The sequence below is a fragment of the Paenibacillus sp. RC21 genome (genome assembly GCF_044907935.1).
Taxonomy (GTDB): domain Bacteria; phylum Bacillota; class Bacilli; order Paenibacillales; family Paenibacillaceae; genus Paenibacillus; species Paenibacillus terrae_A.
Map to the genome: position 1 here is coordinate 124,479 of NZ_JBIYCS010000001.1, position 21,321 is coordinate 145,799.

General features: G+C 47.0%; 21 protein-coding genes and 1 other RNA gene. 13 read left to right on the forward strand and 9 right to left on the reverse strand.

The window, feature by feature from the left end; genetic code table 11:
• Positions 1-5: 5 nt before the first annotated feature.
• The 4 genes from ABIA61_RS00615 to ABIA61_RS00630 form a co-directional block, all read right to left on the reverse strand.
• Positions 6-1,376: an MATE family efflux transporter gene (locus ABIA61_RS00615; RefSeq protein WP_283655473.1), complete on the reverse strand. Its 1,371-nt coding sequence runs from the start codon at positions 1,374-1,376 to the stop codon at positions 6-8.
• 197 nt (positions 1,377-1,573) lie between these two features.
• A complete protein-coding gene (locus ABIA61_RS00620) occupies positions 1,574-2,752 on the reverse strand; it encodes a putative glycoside hydrolase (protein ID WP_404580187.1) in 1,179 nt (392 codons plus the stop codon).
• Between the two features lie 231 nt (positions 2,753-2,983).
• Complete coding sequence (locus ABIA61_RS00625; protein WP_082067170.1) at positions 2,984-3,172, reverse strand: hypothetical protein; 189 nt, start codon at positions 3,170-3,172, stop codon at positions 2,984-2,986.
• Between the two features lie 172 nt (positions 3,173-3,344).
• A complete protein-coding gene (locus ABIA61_RS00630) occupies positions 3,345-4,166 on the reverse strand; it encodes a YitT family protein (protein ID WP_283655475.1) in 822 nt (273 codons plus the stop codon).
• A 325-nt stretch (positions 4,167-4,491) separates the two neighbouring features.
• On the opposite strand from ABIA61_RS00630, the gene cshA reads away from it, so the two are divergent.
• The 4 genes from cshA to ABIA61_RS00650 all read left to right on the forward strand — a co-directional run bounded on the left by cshA (position 4,492) and on the right by ABIA61_RS00650 (position 7,921).
• Positions 4,492-6,081: a degradosome RNA helicase CshA gene (cshA, locus tag ABIA61_RS00635; protein WP_283655476.1), complete on the forward strand. Its 1,590-nt coding sequence runs from the start codon at positions 4,492-4,494 to the stop codon at positions 6,079-6,081.
• A gap of 220 nt (positions 6,082-6,301) precedes the next feature.
• Positions 6,302-7,069, forward strand: coding sequence for a YesL family protein (locus ABIA61_RS00640; protein WP_404580188.1), 768 nt, complete (start codon positions 6,302-6,304; stop codon positions 7,067-7,069).
• Between the two features lie 52 nt (positions 7,070-7,121).
• Positions 7,122-7,315, forward strand: a non-coding RNA gene (ssrS, locus tag ABIA61_RS00645) — 6S RNA.
• Positions 7,316-7,528: 213 nt separating this feature from the next.
• Positions 7,529-7,921: a DUF1499 domain-containing protein gene (locus ABIA61_RS00650; protein ID WP_283655478.1), complete on the forward strand. Its 393-nt coding sequence runs from the start codon at positions 7,529-7,531 to the stop codon at positions 7,919-7,921.
• A 108-nt stretch (positions 7,922-8,029) separates the two neighbouring features.
• Here the strand turns inward: ABIA61_RS00650 and tpx are convergent, their stop codons facing one another.
• A complete protein-coding gene (gene tpx, locus ABIA61_RS00655; protein ID WP_014280858.1) occupies positions 8,030-8,548 on the reverse strand; it encodes a thiol peroxidase in 519 nt (172 codons plus the stop codon).
• 119 nt (positions 8,549-8,667) lie between these two features.
• Here tpx and ABIA61_RS00660 point away from each other — a divergent pair, with 119 nt between their 5' ends.
• Positions 8,668-9,291 (forward strand): rhomboid family intramembrane serine protease, encoded by a 624-nt coding sequence (locus ABIA61_RS00660; RefSeq protein WP_283655479.1) that lies wholly within the window; start codon positions 8,668-8,670, stop codon positions 9,289-9,291.
• Positions 9,292-9,389: 98 nt separating this feature from the next.
• The gene (gene gltC, locus ABIA61_RS00665) at positions 9,390-10,319 is read left to right on the forward strand and encodes a glutamate biosynthesis transcriptional regulator GltC (RefSeq protein ID WP_014280860.1); all 930 of its coding nucleotides are present in this window, start codon (positions 9,390-9,392) and stop codon (positions 10,317-10,319) included.
• A gap of 97 nt (positions 10,320-10,416) precedes the next feature.
• Here the strand turns inward: gltC and ABIA61_RS00670 are convergent, their stop codons facing one another.
• Both ABIA61_RS00670 and ABIA61_RS00675 read right to left on the reverse strand, forming a co-directional pair.
• Complete coding sequence (locus tag ABIA61_RS00670) at positions 10,417-11,088, reverse strand: zinc metallopeptidase (RefSeq protein WP_283655480.1); 672 nt, start codon at positions 11,086-11,088, stop codon at positions 10,417-10,419.
• A gap of 44 nt (positions 11,089-11,132) precedes the next feature.
• Positions 11,133-11,564, reverse strand: coding sequence for a MerR family transcriptional regulator (locus tag ABIA61_RS00675; RefSeq protein ID WP_044646349.1), 432 nt, complete (start codon positions 11,562-11,564; stop codon positions 11,133-11,135).
• A 295-nt stretch (positions 11,565-11,859) separates the two neighbouring features.
• On the opposite strand from ABIA61_RS00675, the gene ABIA61_RS00680 reads away from it, so the two are divergent.
• The 4 genes from ABIA61_RS00680 (at position 11,860) to ABIA61_RS00695 (ending at position 15,937) form a co-directional block, all read left to right on the forward strand.
• Positions 11,860-13,263 carry an ammonium transporter gene (locus ABIA61_RS00680; protein WP_283655481.1) on the forward strand — a complete coding sequence of 468 codons (1,404 nt, stop codon included), beginning with the start codon at positions 11,860-11,862 and terminating at the stop codon, positions 13,261-13,263.
• Positions 13,264-13,311: 48 nt separating this feature from the next.
• Positions 13,312-14,394, forward strand: coding sequence for a DUF294 nucleotidyltransferase-like domain-containing protein (locus tag ABIA61_RS00685; protein WP_283657799.1), 1,083 nt, complete (start codon positions 13,312-13,314; stop codon positions 14,392-14,394).
• On the forward strand, positions 14,391-15,134 hold the full coding sequence (locus ABIA61_RS00690; protein ID WP_283655482.1) for an exonuclease domain-containing protein: 744 nt from the start codon (positions 14,391-14,393) through the stop codon (positions 15,132-15,134). Before ABIA61_RS00685 ends, ABIA61_RS00690 begins: the two co-directional genes overlap by 4 nt.
• 62 nt (positions 15,135-15,196) lie before the next feature.
• Positions 15,197-15,937 (forward strand): TlpA family protein disulfide reductase, encoded by a 741-nt coding sequence (locus ABIA61_RS00695; RefSeq protein ID WP_404580189.1) that lies wholly within the window; start codon positions 15,197-15,199, stop codon positions 15,935-15,937.
• A 41-nt stretch (positions 15,938-15,978) separates the two neighbouring features.
• Here ABIA61_RS00695 and cimA read toward each other — a convergent pair whose 3' ends face one another.
• A complete protein-coding gene (cimA, locus tag ABIA61_RS00700; RefSeq protein WP_404580190.1) occupies positions 15,979-17,595 on the reverse strand; it encodes a citramalate synthase in 1,617 nt (538 codons plus the stop codon).
• Between the two features lie 245 nt (positions 17,596-17,840).
• Between cimA and ABIA61_RS00705 the strand changes: the two genes are divergently transcribed.
• The 3 genes from ABIA61_RS00705 (at position 17,841) to ABIA61_RS00715 (ending at position 21,113) form a co-directional block, all read left to right on the forward strand.
• Positions 17,841-19,121 carry a DNA polymerase IV gene (locus ABIA61_RS00705; RefSeq protein WP_404580191.1) on the forward strand — a complete coding sequence of 427 codons (1,281 nt, stop codon included), beginning with the start codon at positions 17,841-17,843 and terminating at the stop codon, positions 19,119-19,121.
• A 162-nt stretch (positions 19,122-19,283) separates the two neighbouring features.
• Positions 19,284-19,526 carry a ferredoxin gene (locus ABIA61_RS00710; protein ID WP_014280869.1) on the forward strand — a complete coding sequence of 81 codons (243 nt, stop codon included), beginning with the start codon at positions 19,284-19,286 and terminating at the stop codon, positions 19,524-19,526.
• Positions 19,527-19,682: 156 nt separating this feature from the next.
• Complete coding sequence (locus tag ABIA61_RS00715; protein ID WP_404580192.1) at positions 19,683-21,113, forward strand: L,D-transpeptidase; 1,431 nt, start codon at positions 19,683-19,685, stop codon at positions 21,111-21,113.
• A gap of 26 nt (positions 21,114-21,139) precedes the next feature.
• On the opposite strand, the gene ABIA61_RS00720 is transcribed toward ABIA61_RS00715, so the two are convergent.
• Positions 21,140-21,286 carry a hypothetical protein gene (locus ABIA61_RS00720; RefSeq protein WP_283655486.1) on the reverse strand — a complete coding sequence of 49 codons (147 nt, stop codon included), beginning with the start codon at positions 21,284-21,286 and terminating at the stop codon, positions 21,140-21,142.
• Positions 21,287-21,321 lie beyond the last annotated feature (35 nt).

A 21,321-nucleotide genomic window follows, 5' to 3' on the forward strand; every position in this document is an offset into this window, starting at 1 on the left:
AAAGGCTAAACAGCCTCTGCGTGTCGTTTATTTTCGGTAAAACGTCGTTGTACAACCAGCAGGCGGAAGAGAAGTGCCACTGCTCCCGCAGCCAAACCTGTAATCAAGCCAATCCAGTAGCCGTAGGGACCAAATGATGTCCAACGTGCGATCATATATCCTACAGGAAGTCCGATAACCCAATAGGCCAGGAACGTAATCAGAAAGGCCGAATTTACATCCTTATATCCACGCAGTGCTCCTTGAGTAGGTGTAGCGATAGCGTCGGATATTTGAAAGAAAATCGCATAGAGCAGGAAATGTTGCGCTAACAGAATAACCTGTGGATCGGTGGAGTACAGCCTTGCGACCTGTTCGCCCCAGATCACAAGCACAACAGCCGTGATCAATGACAGACCAATCGCACTGCTGATCCCCATTACGCTGTATATTTTTGCATCCCGCGATCGTCCTGCCCCTGCCTCATACCCAACCAGAATTGTGAGCGCCATACAAATACTGAGTGGAATCATATACAGCGTGGTCGCAAAGTTCATAGCGGCCTGATGAGCCGCAATTGTTGCAGTATTATAACTGCTCATGAAGAGGGTAACAGCTGCGAAGACAGCGGTCTCGAAAAAAATCGCAAAGCCGATGGGTACGCCGATTTTGATAAGCTCTTTCCAAGCGCTAGCAGCGATGCCGTATATCTTGCTGAAAACCCCGTATTCGGCAAATATCTTTCCCCGATGTGTGGTCATGCCAGCGACAAGCATAACAATCCAGTACGTGGCGGCAGTTGCTACTCCGGAGCCCACACCCCCCAGACGGGGAAAACCCCAGTTTCCATAAATAAGTAAGTAATTCAACAAGACATTGATAGGCAACGACATCAGCGTGATGGTCATTGTAAACCGAGTTTGTCCCAGCGCATCCATAAAGCTCCGAAGGACCGTATAGGCAAAGAGCGGGGCAATGCCGAAGGCCATCGCACAAAGGTAGTACAAGGCCACATTATGAACCCTCAACTCCAGATTCATTCCGTGAAGAATGGGCTTAACGAGAAAAATACCTGCAATCAGAACAATCATGGATAGAGTGAGTGAGAGCCACAGCGCCTGAATGACATAGTAAGAAACCTTGTCCTTGCGCTGTGCTCCAACCAATTGGGATACAATAGGGGTGATGGCCATAAGTATTCCGTTGAGGCCTGTTTGTACAGGGACCCACAGACTCACTCCGATAGCTACACCAGCCAAATCGGCAGAAGAAAAGTGTCCCGACATATTAGTATCAAAAAAAGTCATCGCGGATAGTGCAAGCTGTGTTACCAGAATAGGAAGCAAAATGTTAAAAAGCTGCTTCCATTTTTGGCTGTTAGTTAGCGTCAAATGCATGTTTATGTCCTCACTTACTTGGAAGTTATCAATCGTATATATCATAACGTGTCAAGTATTTATTGTAAGGGATGTAGCAGTATTTGAACAGCAACAAAAAAGACTGCACCCATGATCAAACGAATGGGGCAGCCTTGGAAACCTTTAAATGATTTGGTGTATTGTGTAGAAATAATGATAAAACCGGGATACATGGATTATTTGTACGTTACTCCGCTAGTATAGCGGTTTGTAGCATTCCAGAGTAAATATTCGTCAACCTTCATATCCTTGAGCGCTCGAATTTGATCCTCGACCTGGGTTTTACCATACTTCGCATAATGACCGCTTCCCAGCCAGCTTGCGGTAAAATCCTGAATCCATGGACGAATGATTGGTTTCAGCTTGCCTGTCGGGTCAAGCTTTTTGTGCGTATCTGCCATCGAGCCTTTAATGGTCTGGTACGGATTTTTGTCAGGGTCTTTTACACCGAACCAGCCTGTTGTATAGTGGCTTGGATAAACCATAGGAGAAATGACATCCACGTTTTCTGAAATTTTGGCGAAATCCTGTCCGATTCCTTCCGCAGCAGGAACGGATGCGGCATACCCGAAAATATCTACCGATACCCGCACACCCAGTGGAGCAAGCTCTTTACGGGCATATTGCACGAACTCAGCGACCGCATCCACACGTGATTGATCGGATTTGGTATATTTCAGCTTGTCCGCTCTTTTTTCAAAGCCTTCAGGGAAACGTACATAATCAAACTGAATTTCCTTGAAGCCCAGCTTTGCCGCCTCCTTGGCGATAGCAATATTATAATCCCAAACCTCTTTATTATAGGGATTGACGAACCCATCTCCCTTGCCGTTTTTCCAGACAGAGCCGTCAGGATTGCGGAAGGACATTTCGGGATTTTTGTTGGCTAATACCGTATCTTTAAATACTACAATACGGGCAATCGGGTACACGTTGTGCTTTTTCAATCGGTCCATCAAACCGGAAATATCCCGAATGAATTTTTGCGGCTTGCCCAATTTCAGCAGCTCGGGATTGGTCGTTGGATAAGTGATGTAACCTGCATCATCCTTAATATCAATAATCATGGAATTGAGCTCTGTTTTGTCGAGCAGTTCAAGCAGCTGGGTCATACGCGAACCGCCTGCACTATAAGCCGTAACATAGATGCCCTTGATAGCAGGAGTCGTCGGCTGTGGTTCAATTTTAACCGGAGGATTGGAGGCATCCACCTTCATATTACTGTGCTGAGCCTGAATCATCGCGCTGCTGATTGTCGTTGCCACCGTATCTTTTACATTTGGGGCGTTGGCTGAATGATCCCCGTTTCCGCCTATTCCCATTGCCAATAGCATAATTGCCCAAATCATATTCATTTCCTAACTCTCTCCCTTATGTAAGTCGCTTACCTGATTATACGTAAAGTTATGTATCGAAAAACAACACGGTTGTAACCAATACTGGAATCATCAGGCACAGTCTTACATGATTAACCCAACCCTTGTTCATTGAATCCGTAAAATGGCATAAATAATGCCGCTTTCTTCGCGGCTGCGCAATTGCGACCGGAAGAAGCGGCACTTGGTGGAGAGATTTAATGAAGATGTTTACTGAAGATACGTATTGTCCTGATGCTCACAAATACTGTACTGAATAATTTCGAGCGCATCCGTGGGCTTGAGAATGGCCATCCCGTCCCGAAGTACAATCATCGAGTTCAGCTCATTCTTTTTGAGAAACGGGAGCATTTCTGGATACCATCTCAAGACAATGTCGGACAGTTTTACCGTTTCCATTTCCACAAAAATCACCCTTTCCTGCTCGGAATCATTCCATAAGAATCATTCGGTACGAATCGGAAAAGCAAAGTGCCTGTGAAATAGCAGGTAAAGCTGGTCTTTATATAATATGGGAACAGCGCACGTATAGTGTACCACAGAAACTGCATTTTGACACTTGGGTTCGTGCTTATCTTCGGCGGAAAGAGCCCATAACCCCTACCGTTTCTACGATATTAACGAAAGCAGAAGGATCCACTTTCTTAATAATGCGTTTCAGTTCTGCCAGCTCGTAGCGTGTTGTAACTGTCATCAGCATATCCTTTTCGGTATGAGAAAATGCACCTTCAATTTTAATTTTACTTACTCCACGCGGCGTTGTCAGCATTCGGCTGAGCAGCTTCTCGGTATGCTCAGTGATGATGTAAACGGTTATTTTGGTGTGGCTCACATAAATCTGATCCAACACTTTGCCGGTCACGAAAATGGATAACATGGATGCAAGGGCAATGTTCCAGTCTTTATTCAGATATCCCGCTGCCAGAATAACCAGTCCATTCAAACCGACGAGCACAGTTCCGACAGGGAAATCGCGGTAACGGGTGACAATGGAGCCGATAATGTCAAAACCGCCAGTAGACCCCCCCACCCGAAAGGAGATCCCTGCTCCAACGCCAATCAGTACTCCACCAAAAACGGAGGCAAGCAGCGGATCTTTAACGAGAGGTTGCACCGGAATACAGGCCAAAATCCATGTTGTGGCGACAACAGACAAAATGCTCATACTAATAAATCGTTTGCCCAAAATAAACCAGCCAGCAATAAGCATCGGGATGTTCAGGACAAAATACATCACGCTGATATCGAATTTTGTAAAGTAGCCGATTAACATGGAAAGCCCTGCTACTCCGCCGCTCAACAGGTGGTGGGGCACGAGAAACAGATTAAAACCGCTTGCTATAGCAGCGGCTCCCAAAATGACAACAAAACAGTTTAACACTATTTTTAACAACGTTTTTTCACCTCATTTAAAATATACGGAAAGCAACTTGCTGGTATTCATGAATTGTTTTGTGCTATAATGCGATGTGGATATTCTTGAGTAGGGACCTTCTGTCCAGAGAAACACTTAAAATTTAAACTGTTTTAAAAAGGATAAATTCGTTTAAGATGTATCGGATAAGGTTACCCGAGTTTATACAGAAAGATGCAGTTATAGGCCTAAATAAACTGTTACTGTATTGGGAAAACCTATACAATAATATCGCTACTTAAGAATACAGACAACATTGTGGATTGTCCACCACATCCACCATTATGAAGGAGTTTGAATAAATTTGACGACATTTGCAGAATTTAATCTTGAACCGAAAGTACTTGAGGCGATTACAGAGCTAGGTTTTGAAGAAGCGACGCCGATTCAATCCCAATCCATTCCTCTTGCGTTGCAAGGAAGAGACATGATTGGCCAAGCCCAAACAGGTACAGGTAAAACCGCAGCTTTTGGTATTCCGTTGATCAGCAAAATCTCTAAAAACGACGACAAAATCAGAGCACTGATTATGGCTCCTACACGTGAGCTTGCCATTCAGGTTGCTGAAGAAATCGAAAAGCTGTCCCGCTTCAAAGGTCTTCGCACCCTGCCGATCTATGGCGGTCAAGATATCGTGCGCCAGATTCGCGCTTTGAAAAAGAAACCTCAAATTATCATTGGTACACCAGGTCGCTTGCTCGACCATATTAACCGCAAAACCATCAAGCTGGAAGACGTAAACACCGTCGTTTTGGATGAAGCGGATGAAATGTTGGATATGGGCTTTATGGAAGATATCCAATCCATTCTGAAGCAGGTTCCGGACGAGCGTCAAACGATGCTTTTCTCGGCTACGATGCCTCCTAATATCAAAAGACTGGCTGAACAATTCCTTAAAAACCCTGAGCATGTTTCAGTTATCCCTAAACAAGTTAGTGCTCCACTGATTGATCAGGCCTACATTGAAGTTCCTGAACGTCAAAAATTCGAAGCTTTGAGCCGTTTGATCGACATGGAATCTCCAGAACTCGCTATCGTATTTGGTCGCACCAAGCGTCGGGTAGACGAGCTTGCTGAAGCTCTGCAAAAACGTGGATATTCCGCAGACGGTTTGCATGGTGACTTGTCTCAGAACCAACGTGATGCTGTAATGCGCAAATTCCGCGACGGAAGCATTGACGTGCTCGTAGCAACTGATGTAGCTGCCCGTGGTTTGGACGTTTCCGGTGTATCTCACGTTGTGAACTTTGACCTTCCGCAAGATCCGGAAAGCTATGTTCACCGTATTGGACGTACTGGACGTGCAGGTAAAGAAGGGGAAGCATGGTCTTTCGTAACGCCTCGTGAAATTGATCATCTGCATTTCATTGAACGTGTAACTCGTCACCGTATTGCGCGTAAGCCGCTTCCAACCTTGGCTGAAGCTTTGGAAGGCAAACAACGCATCATCGCAGAACGTCTCCTGGAGGCTGTAGAAAGCGGTGAGCTGAACGAATACAAAGGTTTGGCTATTCAAATGCTGGAGCAGTATGACTCAGTACAACTTCTCTCCGCAGCTCTGAAGCTGATGACTGGCGAGAAAAGAGAAGCGTCTGTTGAGCTGACTCCGGAAGATCCAATTCGTGCAAAACGTCGTAAACCGGATGTTCGTTCTGGCGGACGCAAGCCGTCTAACTACAGCGGACGCAGTAACGGTGGTTATAACTCCAACCGTACTGGCGGCAGTGGTAGTGGCAGCAAAGGCGGATATGGTGGCTACAACCGTGGCAGCAAAGAAGGCGGTAGCTACAACCGTGATTCCGCGAGCCGCAATAGCGGAGATCGCAGACCACGTCCAAGCAGTAGCGGAGAAACTCGTCGTCCTGCAAGACGCGAAGATTCCTCTTCTGAATAAGAATTGAAATAACAGGAAAGCCGAAGTGAATTCTCGCTTCGGTTTTTTGTTATAGATCAAAAAGTATAAAATTCTTAGCAACCTGCTTCGACGGCTGAAGTATTGATTTCACTGGCGCATTGGGGATGAAATACGGTATGATATAGTCAACAGCCGGAATTTACAGGCGCAGCAACATGAGCCGTGGAACTGCCAGGGCTTGCGGAGGGAGAGACTAACGTTGGAGTTTAAAGGAGCTATGGGTGGTATTTATCGCCTGACTGAATGGATTACCCGACTGGCGGCTACCAATTTGTTATGGGTGTTATGCTCGTCGCCTTTTATGTTCTGTCTCATACTCAAACTACTTGTGATGAATCAGAACTTGGCTAATGAATCTTTACAAATGAACTGGGCGATGGCTGTTTTGGCACCGCTTACTTTATTCCCGGCTACATCGGCCATGTTTAGCGTCGTTCGCAAATGGGTAATGGGCGATACGGATGCAGGTGTGTTTCGTACCTTTTTTAAAGGATACAAGGAAAACTACAAGCAGAGCCTGATCGGAGGCATCTTTTACACGCTGCTGTTTGTCATTATGTATGTGGATTATACCGTGTATATGACGCAGCTCAGCAATTTGCAAATTGTAGGCATTATCATGCTTATTCTCATGATTATTTTGCTCGTATCCATGTTTAACTTTTTCTCGATGGTTGCTCATTATCATATGTCCATCGGACAACTGATCAAAAATGCGGTCTTGCTGACGCTCATTCGACCGTTCCGTGTATTTTCTACCTTGCTCGGTAGCGCGGTTGTTATCTTTATCGGGGTCAAATACCCTGTGCTGTTCTTGTTCTTCATTGGTAGTGTGGTAGCCTGGTTTGCTTTCTTTAATTTTTATGGAACGTTCCTCAAGATGCAGGATCAGATGGAAAAAATGAAACAGAAAGACGAAGAAGCAGCAAGCACGGAAGACAAGAAAAGTGATAACCTCCAAAAATAAAACAGATTTCTCCTAGCATTTACTTTCCAAGTGAGAAGCGCTATAATAAGGTCACATCCTGCGATGCACGTTACGGTCATTTGTTGTTTTGAACCAATGACAATGTCTAGGGAGATCAATACGGGTGGACAGCTGAAAAGCCCTGTCAATTCTGACAAGGGGACTTCAAAAGTTTGTCCTGCGGTCACCCACCTGCTTAAGCAGGTTCAGAAGACGCTATGGTCGGACGGCATCGGCGGGTACTCTATAACGTAATCAACACACCCTGATACTGCTCCGTGCAGAAACAGGGTGTTTTTTGTATGTAACAATGCTAAAATAAGAAATAAGGTACTCAATCGCATACCGCAGGTATGATCGGGTTTACTTTGTTGTTTTAACTTTTTTATAAAAGCGCTTGCAGCAAAGGGAAATCGATGTGCTGTATTCAGCAACGATTATCATGAAGGAGGAAATGTCTTGTCGTTGAAGAGGACTCTGGTAGGGATTGTGCGCAGCCAAGAAGGTACAAGCGACCGGGTCAAAGACCCCCAAATGAAGACGCGCTATTATAACTTATCGAGGGACAAGGCCTGGGAAGAGGTATCGTCCGTTTTAAAAAAGATTCCTGGCTACAAGGTGCTGCATGAAGTGCCCTCCGTAGGTGAGATTACGCTTGAGAAGCGAACAGCATTCGGCAGAACTGTGGACATTACCGTTTCTATATTGTCCGTCTCGCCAGTTCGGAGCGCTGTGGATATTTATTCCGCTTCGCGCGGATCGCTGGGGGACATGGGTGCAAATTATCGCATTATTTTGCAGTTGTTCGCTGTGATTGACAAGAAACTGTCCGCTTATAAGGTTGTACAGTGATTGCAGACATGTGGGCAGCAAAGTGACAGATAAACGTAAAAAAAGCGAGGAAGGCAGCCCTTCACTCGCTTTTTTAATATTCGAATCACACAACGTAAGTGACATGAATTAAACGAGCTTCTTCACCGCTGCAATCGCTTGCTCATAGTCAGGATGCTCAGACATTTCGCTCAAGTATTCTACATAAGCGATTTTATCGTTTTGATCAATAACGAAAATAGCGCGATGATCCAGGTGGAATTCCTTAATGAACACGCCATAGGCCTCTCCAAAGGAATGGTCCTTGTAATCGGATAGTGTCAATACACGGTCAATGCCCGCAGCACCACACCAACGAGCTTGGGCGAACGGCAGATCGACGCTGACAGTCAGTATCACGACTTGGTCCCCAAGAGAATCCGCTTCTTGATTAAAACGACGGGTTTGTGCGTCACACACGCCTGTATCAAGAGAAGGAACAACGCTGATTAGCTTGACTTTACCTGCAAAGTCTTGAAGCGTAGCAGCTTCCAGCAGATTTTTTTGCAATTTAAAATCAGGTGCCTGATCTCCAACTTTCAGTTCAGGACCCACGAGAGTCAAAGGATTGCCTTTAAAAGTAGCAACTTCTTTACGTTCTTGTGCCATATGTAATAGCCTCCTTGGTTTTTAGCATTGGTTATCGGTGCCGAAATCTATTATAATCTTTTATAAAAGACATTGTCCAATTTGAATAAGGTGGAGACACCCATGAAGGAAGGATTGCCTTGATTTTTTTACGTTATGAGAACTGGAAAAGTTATTTACGTTTTTACCCGGTAACCTGTTTGATTCTGCTTATCAATATCGTGATGTTTATTGTGCTGACTGTTCATGGTGGATCGGAAAATAGTTTAACACTGATTCGGTATGGAGCCTTGATCAATGAGGATCCCTTTACCAACCAGTTATGGCGGTATGTGTCAGCTATGTTTTTACACGCGGGGTTTGATCATCTTTTCTTTAATTCCTTTGCGATTCTCGTATTTGCTCCACCGCTGGAACGTCTGCTAGGGTCCTTTCGATACGCGCTGTTGTACCTTGCTACAGGCATTGTAGGAAACGTAATGTCCATTGCGCATTACAACATGGTAGCGGAAACTACGGTCTCTGTAGGGGCCTCAGGAGCGATATATGGCATCTACGGTGCATTTCTGTACGTTGCCCTGTTCCAGCGGACGCTTATGGATGAGGCTTCGCGCAAAACACTGTACACGCTGCTCGGCTTTGGTATCCTGTTTTCGTTTGCTGTGGCGAACATTAACTGGACCGCCCATTTTGGAGGACTGCTCAGCGGGTTTTTCCTGTATGGATTGATGATCAGATTGACTGGCCAACGTAAACGTCACTAAAGACAGCTTTACCGTAAGTCAGCAGAGCAAGGAAGAGGGAGAGGTTCACCTAACCTCTTCTTCCTGATGTTGAAAAACAGATTGGAGCGAATAACGGAGTGGAACTACGACAGTTGCAATACTTTATGAAGGTAGCGCAAAAGGAACATGTCACTCAGGCGGCCGAGGAGCTGCATGTGGCGCAATCTGCGGTCAGTCGGCAAATTCATCAGCTTGAAGAGGAGCTGGGTGTGAACCTTTTTATGCAAAAGGGCCGCAACTTGCAGCTTACACCGGTGGGGCAGTTATTTTGCAAGCGGGTTGAAACGATTATAAAGGATTTGGAGCGGGCTGTTCTGGAGGTTCATGAGTTTTTAGACCCGGAGGGTGGAGAAATTCGTATAGGCTTCCCGCACAGTTTGGGCATTCATCTTATTCCTACGGTTGTAGCTGAATTTCGTAAACGGTATCCGAATGTTAAATTTAGATTTAAACAGGGGATGTACCCAAGTTTGATCCGTGATGTGTTAGCGGGTGAGGTGGATTTGGCTTTTGTATCCCCTTTTCCGGATCGTCATGATCATGTCGAGGGCGATGTAGTGCTGACTGAGGAACTGTTTGCGGTCCTGCCTCCTAATCATCCTTTGGCTTCAGCTGGGCACATCACGCTGGATCAGCTTAAAGGAGAAAAGTTCATTCTGTTCAGAGATGGTTACTCTTTGCGTCCGATTGTCTGGCAGGCTTGTCTGGAGGCTGGATTTACGCCGGACATCGCTTTTGAAGGCGAGGAGACGGATACGATCCGCGGATTAGTTGCCGCAGGCATGGGGGTCAGCCTTTTGCCGGAGATGGCGTTGTTCCAGACCAATCCGCTCCAACCTGCGAGAGTGTCGATTGTTGATCCCGAAGTGACGCGAACTATTGGCTTAATTCACCGTAGAGACGACAAGCTTCCGTTGGTTGCCAAATCGTTCCGTACTTTTTTGTTGCAATATTTTGGTCTTCAAGGTAGTGGCACTGTGACGGATGGAAGTGCTAAAGCGGACTAATGGACAGGCGAGTAAAGGAATTGGATAAAATATAAAAAAGGTTGTTCCTCTACCATCATCATGGCGGAGGAACAACCTTTTTTTGCTACAAAAGCGATTAGTCACGGCTGTTGAAGATACCGATCAAGCGAATCAGCTCCAGCAAGGAAACGAGAGCGGCGGCCACATATGTTAATGCAGCGGCATTCAATACTTTAGCTACACCTCGTTCTTCATCACTGCGGATAAATCCTTCGGACACCATAATTTCACGGGCTCGGTTGGAAGCATTAAATTCGACTGGCAATGTAATTAATTGAAAAGCGACAGTAGCCGAGAAAAAGATAATGCCTAAGCCAATCAGGTTAGTGTAGCTGAACAAGAACCCGGCAATCAGCAGAAACGGTGCAAGACCGGATGCGAAGTTGACAATCGGGAAAATCCGGTGACGCAGCGCCAGCATAGGATAATGCTCTTTATGCTGAATCGCATGACCGACCTCGTGACAAGCCACTGCAACTGCGGAAATAGATTTTTCATAATATACAGGCTCGGACAAGCGTACTACTCGTTGCATCGGATCATAGTGGTCAGATAACGCACCGGGCACAGGTTCAATGGGCACATCATGCAAACCGTTGCGATCCAGCATGTGCCGGGCGGCATCGTAGCCTGTCATGCCGTTTTCGTTAGGAACATCAGACCATTTATTAAAGGTACCTTTAACACGAAATTGCGCCCATAAGGATAAGCCGAACGCAAGAATAATCAATAGATACATCCCCATCATAAAAGCAACCCTCCAATATTATTTCATCAGTATAGCCTGGAAATTTACATCATAGAGCTATGCTCCAGCAAATACTTCAGAGCTTCGATACAAGCGGCGCTTTGCGGTAGTAGACCAGTAAGCAGCTTACGCGCTTGAACGGGCTTGAGCTGCCCCAAAAGAGGTTGTAGCTCATTGACTTCGCGCTCCAGGCGCTGCATGTGCATCTCCAGACTTGTCAGCTTGTCGGTGACGTGCTCTTCGCCTGAAACCGAATTCCACTTCATTAATGTCTGTTTGATTTCCTCGAGGCTATACTTCTCTTGTTTCATTTGGTTAATACGTTCAAGCCTTTTTAAAGTTTCATCATTGTATAGCCGATAATTTTTCAAAGATCGTTCTTCAGGTGTGATCAAACCAAGCTTCGTATAATAATCAATGGTCCGTTCGCTGACACCAGCCGTCTTGGCTAGCTCGCCAATTCGAAATAGCTTCATATCCCCATCTGTCCTCACCTCGCGCTCTTCATTCAGCCTTCCATATTACGCATCTGCAAACAGAGTGCTTATAAAAATATTTTACATGATTCCCAACCGTACAGTCAAACGTCATGCTTTTTTAGGGTATGATACAAGCTACTTTAATAGTTAGTAAACATGACATTTGAAGTTATAGATCTAATTTTTTTCAGTTAATAAAAAAAATCTTGTCAAGTTTCATGTATTCTGATTATAATGACAATAAGAATTTCACGAAGTGTAAAGAAACTTAACATTCGAGGGAGTGGGCTTCATGAGAAAAAAGTGGTTTGTTGCATTACTGGCCATGCTGACGGTACTGGCTTTTCCAGTGGGGGCATTCGCTGCTGATGGTCCGACAAATATTCAGCTTCAAGCTGGATTAAACACGGCGTTTACCTTCTTGGCATTTATTCTTGTGTTTTTCATGCAGGCGGGATTTGCATTGCTGGAGGCTGGCTCCACACGAATGAAGAATGCGGGGCATGTCGCTGGTAAAACGATACTCACCACGGGCGTTGCTGCATTGTCATTCTGGGCTCTCGGGTTCGGGCTAGGCTTCGGTAACGATGGCGGCAACGGATTTATGGGGTTGACGGGTTTCTTCATGAGCGGCACGGATGCTGCTGTATCGTTTGACTCCCTTTCAGGTCTGGATGTTCCGATTACAATCATGTTTTTGTTCCACTTTGCTTTTGCTGCTGTGTCTCTTTCTATCGCATGTGGGGGAATGGCAGAGCGTGCAAAATTAAGTGTATACATCATTTTCGGTATCTTGTTCTCCATCATAATCTATCCGGTTGTAGCTCACTGGGTATGGGGCGGCGGCTGGCTTGGCAAGCTGGGCATGCAGGATTATGCCGGTTCGACGGTAGTCCATCTGACAGGCGCTACGGCGGCACTTGTCGCTACACTGCTGCTGAAACCGCGTTTGGGCAAGTTCAATAAAGACGGCAAGCCGAATATTATTCCTGGACATAATCAGGTGTATTCCATACTGGGTGTTATTATTCTCTGGTTTGGCTGGTTTGGATTTAATCCGGGTAGTGCTGTATCGGCCATGAATGACGGTTTCTTCGGGTATGTGGCGGTAACCACGAATCTTGCTGCGGCGGCAGGTGGAGTATTTGCCCTGCTGGTATCCTGGATGGTCTATGGAAAAGCGGATATTCCGTCCATGCTGAACGGTGTACTGGCGGCTTTGGTCGCAATAACAGGGGCGTGCGCATTTGTAGCTCCTTGGGCGGCTCTGGTCATCGGTGCGGTAGCAGGGATTATTACCTTCTTCACAGCACAATGGTTTGAGCGTGCAAGAGTAGATGATCCGGTATATGCATTTTCCGTTCATGGTATTGCAGGGATGTGGGGGGCGATATCCACAGGATTGTTCGCTACTCCTGAGCTGGTGAAAATAACAGGGGTTGGTCAAGCCGGGCTATTCTATGGTGGCGGATTTACGCAATTGGGAGTACAGTTGCTTGGACTGGTAGGGACATTTGCTTTCGTATTCGTTATTTCCTTTATTATTCTGGGTGCGATGAAAGCCATTATGGGAATTCGTGTTACGGAAGAAGAAGAAACGATGGGGCTGGATATAAGCGAGCATGGTACGTACGGCTATCCTGAGCAAATGAAACTGGTTGCCGAGGCTGAAAAGCGTTCTGGGACTGTAAGCTAATATGTAAAATATAAAGAGCCAGTAAGGATGAGCGGAGGAGATGGAAGTATGGAACTGCAAAATACGGCACCTTGGGTGAGTTCAGCCGAAGCGATTGATCATGCAGATACGCCTGAATCGCTAAGGCAGGCCAGGGTCGATTCTCAAAAATGGCTGCTGGCTTCCCAAGCCTCCGCTCCGTTATCAGACTGGTTACAAACGGCGAATGATATGCATGACCGCATTGCGGCCAGAGCTGTGCAAATGTGCGAAAAAGGGATGGTTGAGGATGGCTTCGGCCCTCCTCCCGTCCCTTACGCATTTATAGCCTTCGGCAGCATGGGACGCTCGGAGTCGACGCTGTGGAGTGACCAGGATAACGGTATGATTATCAGTGACGCTGCATCTGCCGGGAAAGAGACATATTTTATGGAGTTCGGCCGGAGGGTGTCTGCAATGCTGGAATATTTGGGATATCCGAAATGTGAAGGGAAAGTGATGTGTTCAGAGCCGCTATGGCGACAAACATTGTCTGAATGGCAGGAGCAGCTGGCAAAATGGTCGGATGATTTTGCCTGGGAGCCGATTCGTTATCTGATTATCTCGTCTGATATGAAGCATATCGCTGGAGATGAGCGATTGTCAGCAGAATGGAAACGAAGCTTTTATGCGTTGCTGCGCAAGCGTCCCGATTTGCCGTCCGCGGTACTTAGGAACACGGTAAGGCATAAAGCAACACTTAATATTTTGGGTCAGATCGTTACCGAGCGCTTCGGGGAGCACGCGGGCGATTTTGATGTGAAATACGGTTTATACATCCCGTTGGTAAATGCAGTACGTTTTTGGGCTTTGCAGCACGGGGTGGAGGAGACCTCTACGTTGAAAAGGCTCAGGCGGCTCGCGCTGCTGGAAGCAGCACCGTCTCCTTTGCTGGATGCTTGCGAGCGGGCCTTTCGGATCGCGCTTCAGCTTCGGATGGCTACTCCGGTGCAGGAGAAGAACGGACTCTTGGTTAGCAAGGGTTACCTTGCTGTCAAACCGTTGAAGCAAGGTAAGGGCTGGCATGAACTGCGCGAGGCGCTCTCAACGGTGCGGCGGCTGCATCGTGCGCTGCAAAGACAGTTGCGGTTTACGGAAGGGAGAAGGTCATGAAGGAGCCAACGCAGGGAGGCGGCTTTTGGAGCGCTCTTCGCAGAGGAGGAGTGCCATCAGCCATCGCTTCTGTAATGGGAGCTCCTACGGCTCAGCAGATGGCCTTTATCCGTTCCTTGACCCGGGAGCAACGGCGCTCTGAAGTATTGCGGACCCCGTTGGAGCGTTTGGAGACGGTTGTTTTTGATTTGGAAACCACGGGATTTTCAGCGCAGCACGGAGATGAGATTTTATCGTTCGGTGCGATTCGGGTGGTCGGGGATACGATTATGGAAAAAGAGCAGTTTTACACGCTTGTCAATCCACGTACAGCAATTCCTGAGCACATTACGGAGCTTACCGGGATTACCCGGGAAATGACAGATGAGGCTCTGCCGCTTATGGATGGGCTGCATGACTTTATGTCCTTTGTAGGGGGACGGGTGCTTGTAGCGCATGCCAGCGCTCACGACAAGGCTTTTTTGAATGCTGCGCTATGGAAAACATCTAAAGTGCAGCTGACCCATCGTGTTCTGGATACGATGATGCTCGCCAAATGGCTGGAGCCGCAGCAGCGCCAAACGTATAGTTTGGATGAATTGCTGACCTATCAGGGCATACCGATTCAGGGACGGCATCATGCGTTAGAGGACGCGAAAATGACGGCAAAGCTGTGGGTGGCTTATGTTCAGGAAATGCTGAAGCGTAATGTGACCAATTTGGCAGATGTGTATGCTCATTTAAGCCAAGCTTCAATATAGAACAACATTACAGCAAGTCTGCGATCATTCGTGGGTTTGCTGTTTTTTTGCATCTGTATAGATTGGAAGGGTTAGAGGTGGGAGCAGAAGGGGCACCATATGGAGAAGGTGAGAGTAATCCAGATGAAAGGCCGGGTGATTGGACTGTGAAAAAAGTTGTTTTTATTAAATTCCTGATGGTTATGCTGGTGGTAGGAGTAGCTTCATGGGGAGTAGAAACAAACATGACTTATACTTATGCGGCAAGCGTACCGGCTAAAAATGTGCAAACTCAGGAGGAAAATGAGGACGGAGAAAGACTTGAAGCTGGCAAAGGGGTAGATACAGAGTTAGATACTATAGAAGTGATGCAAAAGATACAGCCTGGTCAACCGCTTCCTTCCATGATTTTAAAAGATTTGGATGGCAAATCCTACAATATGGGAGTCAAGCGCGACAAAGCGCTGGTAATTAGCTTCTGGGCCTCATGGTGCGATCCGTGCCGTTTGGAGGCACCTGTACTGAATGAGCTATATAGCAAGTACAAGCACGATGTGGACGTATATGGTATTAATGTAACACGCTATGATCGGTTGGAGGATGTGCAAAAGTTTTCCCGCTCCCTAAAGCTCCAATTTCCGGTTTTGCTTGATGAGCAAGGGGCGCTGTTTGAACGGTTTGGGGGGGCGGCTTTTCCAACTCATGTCATGGTTGACCGTCATGGACAGGTACGTGAAATCATAATCGGCATGCTCAGCGAAGGGGATCTGGAACGAAAAATAGAGTTTCTGCAAAAAAAGACGGTGCCTTTGAGGTCCGAATAGACCGCTAAAGACACCGCTTAACAATATAAGCACTTATCAAATCAGTGATTTACCAGTCCTTGGGGCGATAGGTCGGTCTGCTGATTTTTCGGAGACGGTGCTTCCAGCAACGCATAACGGAAACTGTCCACCAGTGCTTCCCAGCTGGCTTCAATTACATTTTCGGATACGCCCACGTTACTCCAGACGTCCTCGTAATTTTTGGATTCAATGAGCACACGTACCTTGGCAGCGGTGGCATCTTTTTCGTCAAGTACACGTACTTTGTAGTCAGCCAGATGCATATCCCGCAGTGCCGGAAAATATTGAGAAAGAGCTTTACGCAGTGCATTATCGAGTGCGTTGACTGGACCGTTGCCTTCGGCGGCAGTATAAACGCTTGTGCCTGCAACATTCAGCTTCAAGAACGCTTCGGATACAACTGGACGGCCCGCTGTTTTCTCCACAAGCACCTTGAAGGACTCAAATGAGAACATTTCCTTCACTTCACCGCCCGCTTCACGAATGAGCAGTTCCAGTGAAGCATCGGCTCCTTCAAACTGGTAGCCCTGATGCTCCAGCTCCTTAATGCGGCTGATGACGCCACGTGCCTCATTGCTGGACGGATCAAGGGTAATACCCAGTTCCTGCGCTTTGGACACAACATTGCTTTGTCCGGCTAGTTCAGAGACCAGCACCCGTTGCTTGTTGCCCACCAGTTCGGGGGCGATGTGCTCATAGGTTCGCGAGTCGCGCAGAATAGCTGACACGTGGATACCGCCCTTGTGAGCAAAGGCGGCATTACCGACATAAGGCTGGTTCACAGGCAAATTCACGTTGGCGACTTCGCTGACAAAGCGGGCCGTGTTGTGAAGCTGCTTTAGTTTGTCGGAGTCCAAACAATCGTAGCCGAGCTTGAGCTGCAAATTTGGAATGACGGAGCATAAATTAGCGTTACCACAACGCTCGCCGTATCCGTTAATCGTACCTTGAATTTGTCTCGCGCCTGCTTGTACTGCACTCAGTGTATTGGCAACAGCCAATTCGCAGTCATTGTGTGTGTGAATGCCCAACCGTGAACTTGTCAGCTGGCTTTGCAGTATGTTGACAATTTCCTGTATTTCATGCGGCATGGTACCACCGTTAGTATCGCACATGACGAGCCAATCTGCGCCTGCTTCTTCTGCTTTTTTCATGACGGCGAGTGCGTATTCTGGATTATTTTTATATCCGTCAAAAAAATGCTCGGCATCAAAAATAACCTCCATGCCCCCTTGCTTTAAAAAGGCGATGGAGTCGTAAATCATGGACAGATTTTCTGCTAGCGTCGTCTGTAGGGCAGTGTGTACATGAAAATCCCATGATTTGCCGACGAGAGTAGCAGCTTGGGCGCCGGATTCCAGAATCCGTTGCAAATTGGCATCCTGTGCCGCTATGCTATCTTTACGGCGCGTGCTGCCGAAGGCGACAATCTTTGCCTGAAGTCCCAGCTCTTGCACTCGTTTGAAAAATTCGATATCCTTGCTGTTGCTCCCGGGAATCCCGCCTTCAATATAATGAACACCGAGATCATCGAGTTTTTTTGCGATTTTCAATTTGTCGTCAGCAGACAAGCTAATTCCTTCTCCTTGAGTTCCGTCGCGTAGTGTTGTATCGAAGATAGAAATAGCGGTGGACATGAGGACTCCTCCTTCGCGGATTGCACAGATTGGTAGTGCTTTGCTTTTTAAGCAGATTATTTAATCATTTAACGCGTGAAAATACAAAGGTGTCAACTTGCCTTGTTTCGTATGATTTTTGATTATATCAACTTATGACTTCAAATGTAATATATAAATATCATTTTTGACCGCAAAACCTTTAATTTCATGTAAAATAGGGCATAGAATCATTTTATAATTTATAGTTAAAAGAAGGGTTGAGCGTGAGAGATGTCAGTGCTTATTATCCGGTTGGTGGGCGGGTTATTCTGCATGTCGATATGAACGCATTTTATTGTTCTGTTCATGCAGCGGAGGAACCGGAGAAATACAAGGGTTTACCTACCGCCGTCGCGGGTAGCAGTGAGCTGCGCAGAGGTGTAATCGTAACCTGCTCCTATGAAGCCCGGCGATTGGGCATCTCAACAGGGATGGTCGTCCAGCAAGCCCGGCGGATTTGTCCGCAGCTTATCGTGATTCAGCCTGATTTTCACCTGTACCGTCGTTATTCCAAAGCTTTTATGAGCATTGCTTATTCGTATACGCCTATGTTGGAGGCAACTTCAATTGATGAATGTTATCTGGACATTACAGGTTCCAGGCAGTTTGGAACGCCTATGGAGATCGCGGAGGAAATTCAGCGCAGGGTAGCGGACGAACTGGGACTGCCCTGCTCCATCGGAGTGGCACCCAACAAGCTGCTGGCCAAAATGGCCTCTGACCTGAAAAAGCCACGCGGGATATCTGTGTTGCGCTTGCGCGATGTACCAAATATTTTGTGGAATCTTCCCTGTGGTCAATTGTTTGGTGTGGGACGAAAAACAGCCGACAAGCTTCGGCAAATGAACATTCGCACCATTGGCCAATTGGCCAAGGCGGACGAGCATATGCTGATCGGCGTATTTGGCGTGACTGGCTCGTGGTTAAAGCTGGCTGCTAACGGGATTAATCATTCTCCGGTCAATACCGAGCGGGAGCCGAACAAGTCCATCGGACACACCACCACCTTGCCCATGGATGTGGTGAAGCTGGAGCAAGCCCAACGGGTGCTTCTCAATATCAGCGATCAGGTAGCACGCCGGCTTCGACGGCATGGCATGCTGGCAGGAGGTATTCAACTGACAATTCGGACGCCAGAGATGAAAACCTTTACGCGTTCTCAGGTAAGGAGTATTCCTACGGAAAGTGCAGAGGATATATATAAGGAAGCTTGTGCGTTGTATCGGCGGCATTGGGGAGAGGACAAACCTGTGCGCTTGCTGGGAATTACGCTTCAGCAGTTAGTCCCGAAGGAAGAAGCTGCCGTTCAAATGGATCTTTTTGAATATAAGGACCAGCCCAAAAAGGAAAGCCTGCTGAAGACGATGGATGCGCTACGAGACAAGTTTGGCGAAAATGCAGTTCTGACCGCCGGGATGCTGGGAGATGACCCTTCGGTACTTCTTCGTAACTCCAAGCTGCGCGGAACTTCGCTGCAAAAAGACAATCTCCAGACGCCTGAGTAAACTTTTTGGTGAGTTTATACGAAGCAGCGGAGGCGTACGCTATAAGTATTTTTTGCATAAAGGATCAATGAAAATAATTTGTAATAATTTTTTGTTTGTATTAATATGTGAATAGAATGCAAAAGCTGGTTTGTTTGATTGTATAGGAGGCAGAGAAGAGTTATGGCTAAATACACTTGGGTAGAAAAAGATACATGCATTGCGTGCGGAGCCTGTGGTGCTACAGCACCGGACATTTATGATTATGACGATGAGGGCTTGGCTGAAGTGATCTTTGATGGAGATGGAAACCAAGGCATCAAGGCAATTTCAGACGACCTGTTTGATGATATGCAGGATGCTTGCGACGGTTGCCCTACTGATTCTATTAAAGTTGCAGACGAGCCATTCAATAAAGAAGGTTAAGTCTACTTGGATAGGCACAGCACCGACAGCACTCTTTGCCGTACAACGGTGAAAAGGTGCTGTCGGTGCTGTTTTTTTATGTGCTATCCATATGATCTATTTTGGCCGATATACATAGTAAATAATAGGGCAAGACTACACGATCAGGAGGATCCGATGAATCATTCGCCTCATCTTAAATCGTATGTAAAAATGCACCCTGATAATAAAATGGCTTGGTATTTGCTCGGAAAAGAGTATGAGAGCAGCGGTCAGGAGGGCAAAGCAAATTATTGCTTCAATCGCGCGGGGGAAGTGTTCGAAGCCTTCGAGCATAAACAGATTCCGGCAGACGTATGGATGGAGTATCAGGATAAACTGGTTCAGATGTCTAAGGAGAAGGCGCGGAGAACGGCTCGAACGCGTTATTTGTTAACTACGTTGATGGTACTTCTTCTGATATGGGTGCCTTCAGCCAATTCGCCGGGCCATTCGAGGGAAAGTGCATCCGTTCCGTCAGGAAGAGAGCCTGTGGCAGCCGACAATGTCCAAGTGGCAGGAGTACAGACTTCTGACCCGAATGAAGTGGCTCAGATCGGTGGGCCTGGTGCTGGTGGCGTGTTTACCGCCCAAGCGCGCACAGGCAGTTCAGCAGGAACGGCACTTGCAGATATGTTGGCAAAGGTTAGTCGTCTACCAGCCGAGACCACAGTGCTGGGCATGGAGCAAAGCGGTTCTTGGATGCTCTGGAGAGATCGTATGCAGCCGCTGCTTAGTTTGCAAAACAAAGGAAATGGAGGCTTGGCTGTCCAGTCTTACGACGCAGCAGCGTGTGCTTGTAAGCCGTCGGACAGTGAAAAGCTTCGAAAAACAGGTCTGCAATGGGCTGTGGGACAGGAAGAACTGGCTGTGCTGAATAGCTCCATGCGTGCTTTTCGTACGCAGCATCAACGTCTTCCTCAAAGTCTCGATGAGCTGACCGGAAGCTTTCCAGATAATATGATGTACGGTACGACAGACGGAATGAAGAAGGCTTTTACACCTATGCGTAATTTACTTGCTTCACAGGGACAGAGGGCTAAAGGAGCAGCAAGCCAACAAGCTGGCTCGTCGGCTGAAAGCAGTCCTTTGCTGACGTCGTCGCTGTATGGACGGCCTTTTCTAGGGCAGCCGTTGCGGATTGTGGTAGACAAGTCGAAGCACAGGCTCGGATTGGTGAGTGGTAATGTGCTGATCCGCAATTATCCTATCGGATTGGGTGGAGATCGAACTCCGGAAGGGAAGTTTGTGATTACGGATAAAGTTGTAAATCCGAACGGTAAGTCCAACGGTGAGTTTGGCAGCCGAGGTATGCAGCTGTCTGCAACGAATTATGCCATCCATGGCACCAACGAGTCGGACAGCATTGGCAAAAATGAGTCGCTAGGCTGCGTTCGCATGGGCAAAGAGGATGTGGAGGAGTTATTTGCTCTCGTACCTTCAGGTACAGAGGTGGTCATTGGTAACGGGGGACTGCCTGATCAAGTGCTTGTGCCTGGCTCCCGATTTACAACTGAGCCGCAGCACGACCAGACGAATCCCCGCAAAACCTATCACTGGCTAAATTAGCTTTAGATGCTATTGCTACATGAAGTTTAACGATTTCCTGCTTGTGCCAAAATAACGACCAGAACAATCACAATGATGAGGAGAACAAAACTGACGGCGGTCCATACAATCGCTTTCTTGTTCACCTCGTCCTTTTTCTTTTGCAGACTTGGCGGCTTGCGCTTGGTCTTCATATCAGCAATCCCTCTTTTCTGACGGGCTATAGCCC

Excerpts from the sequence above, each read along its gene's own strand:
- ABIA61_RS00615 (WP_283655473.1), bottom strand. The coding sequence starts at position 1,376 with ATGCATTTGACGCTAACTAACAGCCAAAAATGGAAGCAGCTTTTTAAC.
- ABIA61_RS00620 (WP_404580187.1), bottom strand. The coding sequence starts at position 2,752 with ATGAATATGATTTGGGCAATTATGCTATTGGCAATGGGAATAGGCGGA.
- ABIA61_RS00625 (WP_082067170.1), bottom strand. The coding sequence starts at position 3,172 with ATGGAAACGGTAAAACTGTCCGACATTGTCTTGAGATGGTATCCAGAA.
- tpx (WP_014280858.1), bottom strand. The coding sequence starts at position 8,548 with ATGGCACAAGAACGTAAAGAAGTTGCTACTTTTAAAGGCAATCCTTTG.
- ABIA61_RS00670 (WP_283655480.1), bottom strand. The coding sequence starts at position 11,088 with ATGATGGGGATGTATCTATTGATTATTCTTGCGTTCGGCTTATCCTTA.
- ABIA61_RS00675 (WP_044646349.1), bottom strand. The coding sequence starts at position 11,564 with ATGAAGCTATTTCGAATTGGCGAGCTAGCCAAGACGGCTGGTGTCAGC.
- ABIA61_RS00680 (WP_283655481.1), top strand. The coding sequence starts at position 11,860 with ATGAGAAAAAAGTGGTTTGTTGCATTACTGGCCATGCTGACGGTACTG.
- ABIA61_RS00685 (WP_283657799.1), top strand. The coding sequence starts at position 13,312 with ATGGAACTGCAAAATACGGCACCTTGGGTGAGTTCAGCCGAAGCGATT.
- ABIA61_RS00690 (WP_283655482.1), top strand. The coding sequence starts at position 14,391 with ATGAAGGAGCCAACGCAGGGAGGCGGCTTTTGGAGCGCTCTTCGCAGA.
- cimA (WP_404580190.1), bottom strand. The coding sequence starts at position 17,595 with ATGTCCACCGCTATTTCTATCTTCGATACAACACTACGCGACGGAACT.
- ABIA61_RS00710 (WP_014280869.1), top strand. The coding sequence starts at position 19,284 with ATGGCTAAATACACTTGGGTAGAAAAAGATACATGCATTGCGTGCGGA.
- ABIA61_RS00715 (WP_404580192.1), top strand. The coding sequence starts at position 19,683 with ATGAATCATTCGCCTCATCTTAAATCGTATGTAAAAATGCACCCTGAT.
- ABIA61_RS00720 (WP_283655486.1), bottom strand. The coding sequence starts at position 21,286 with ATGAAGACCAAGCGCAAGCCGCCAAGTCTGCAAAAGAAAAAGGACGAG.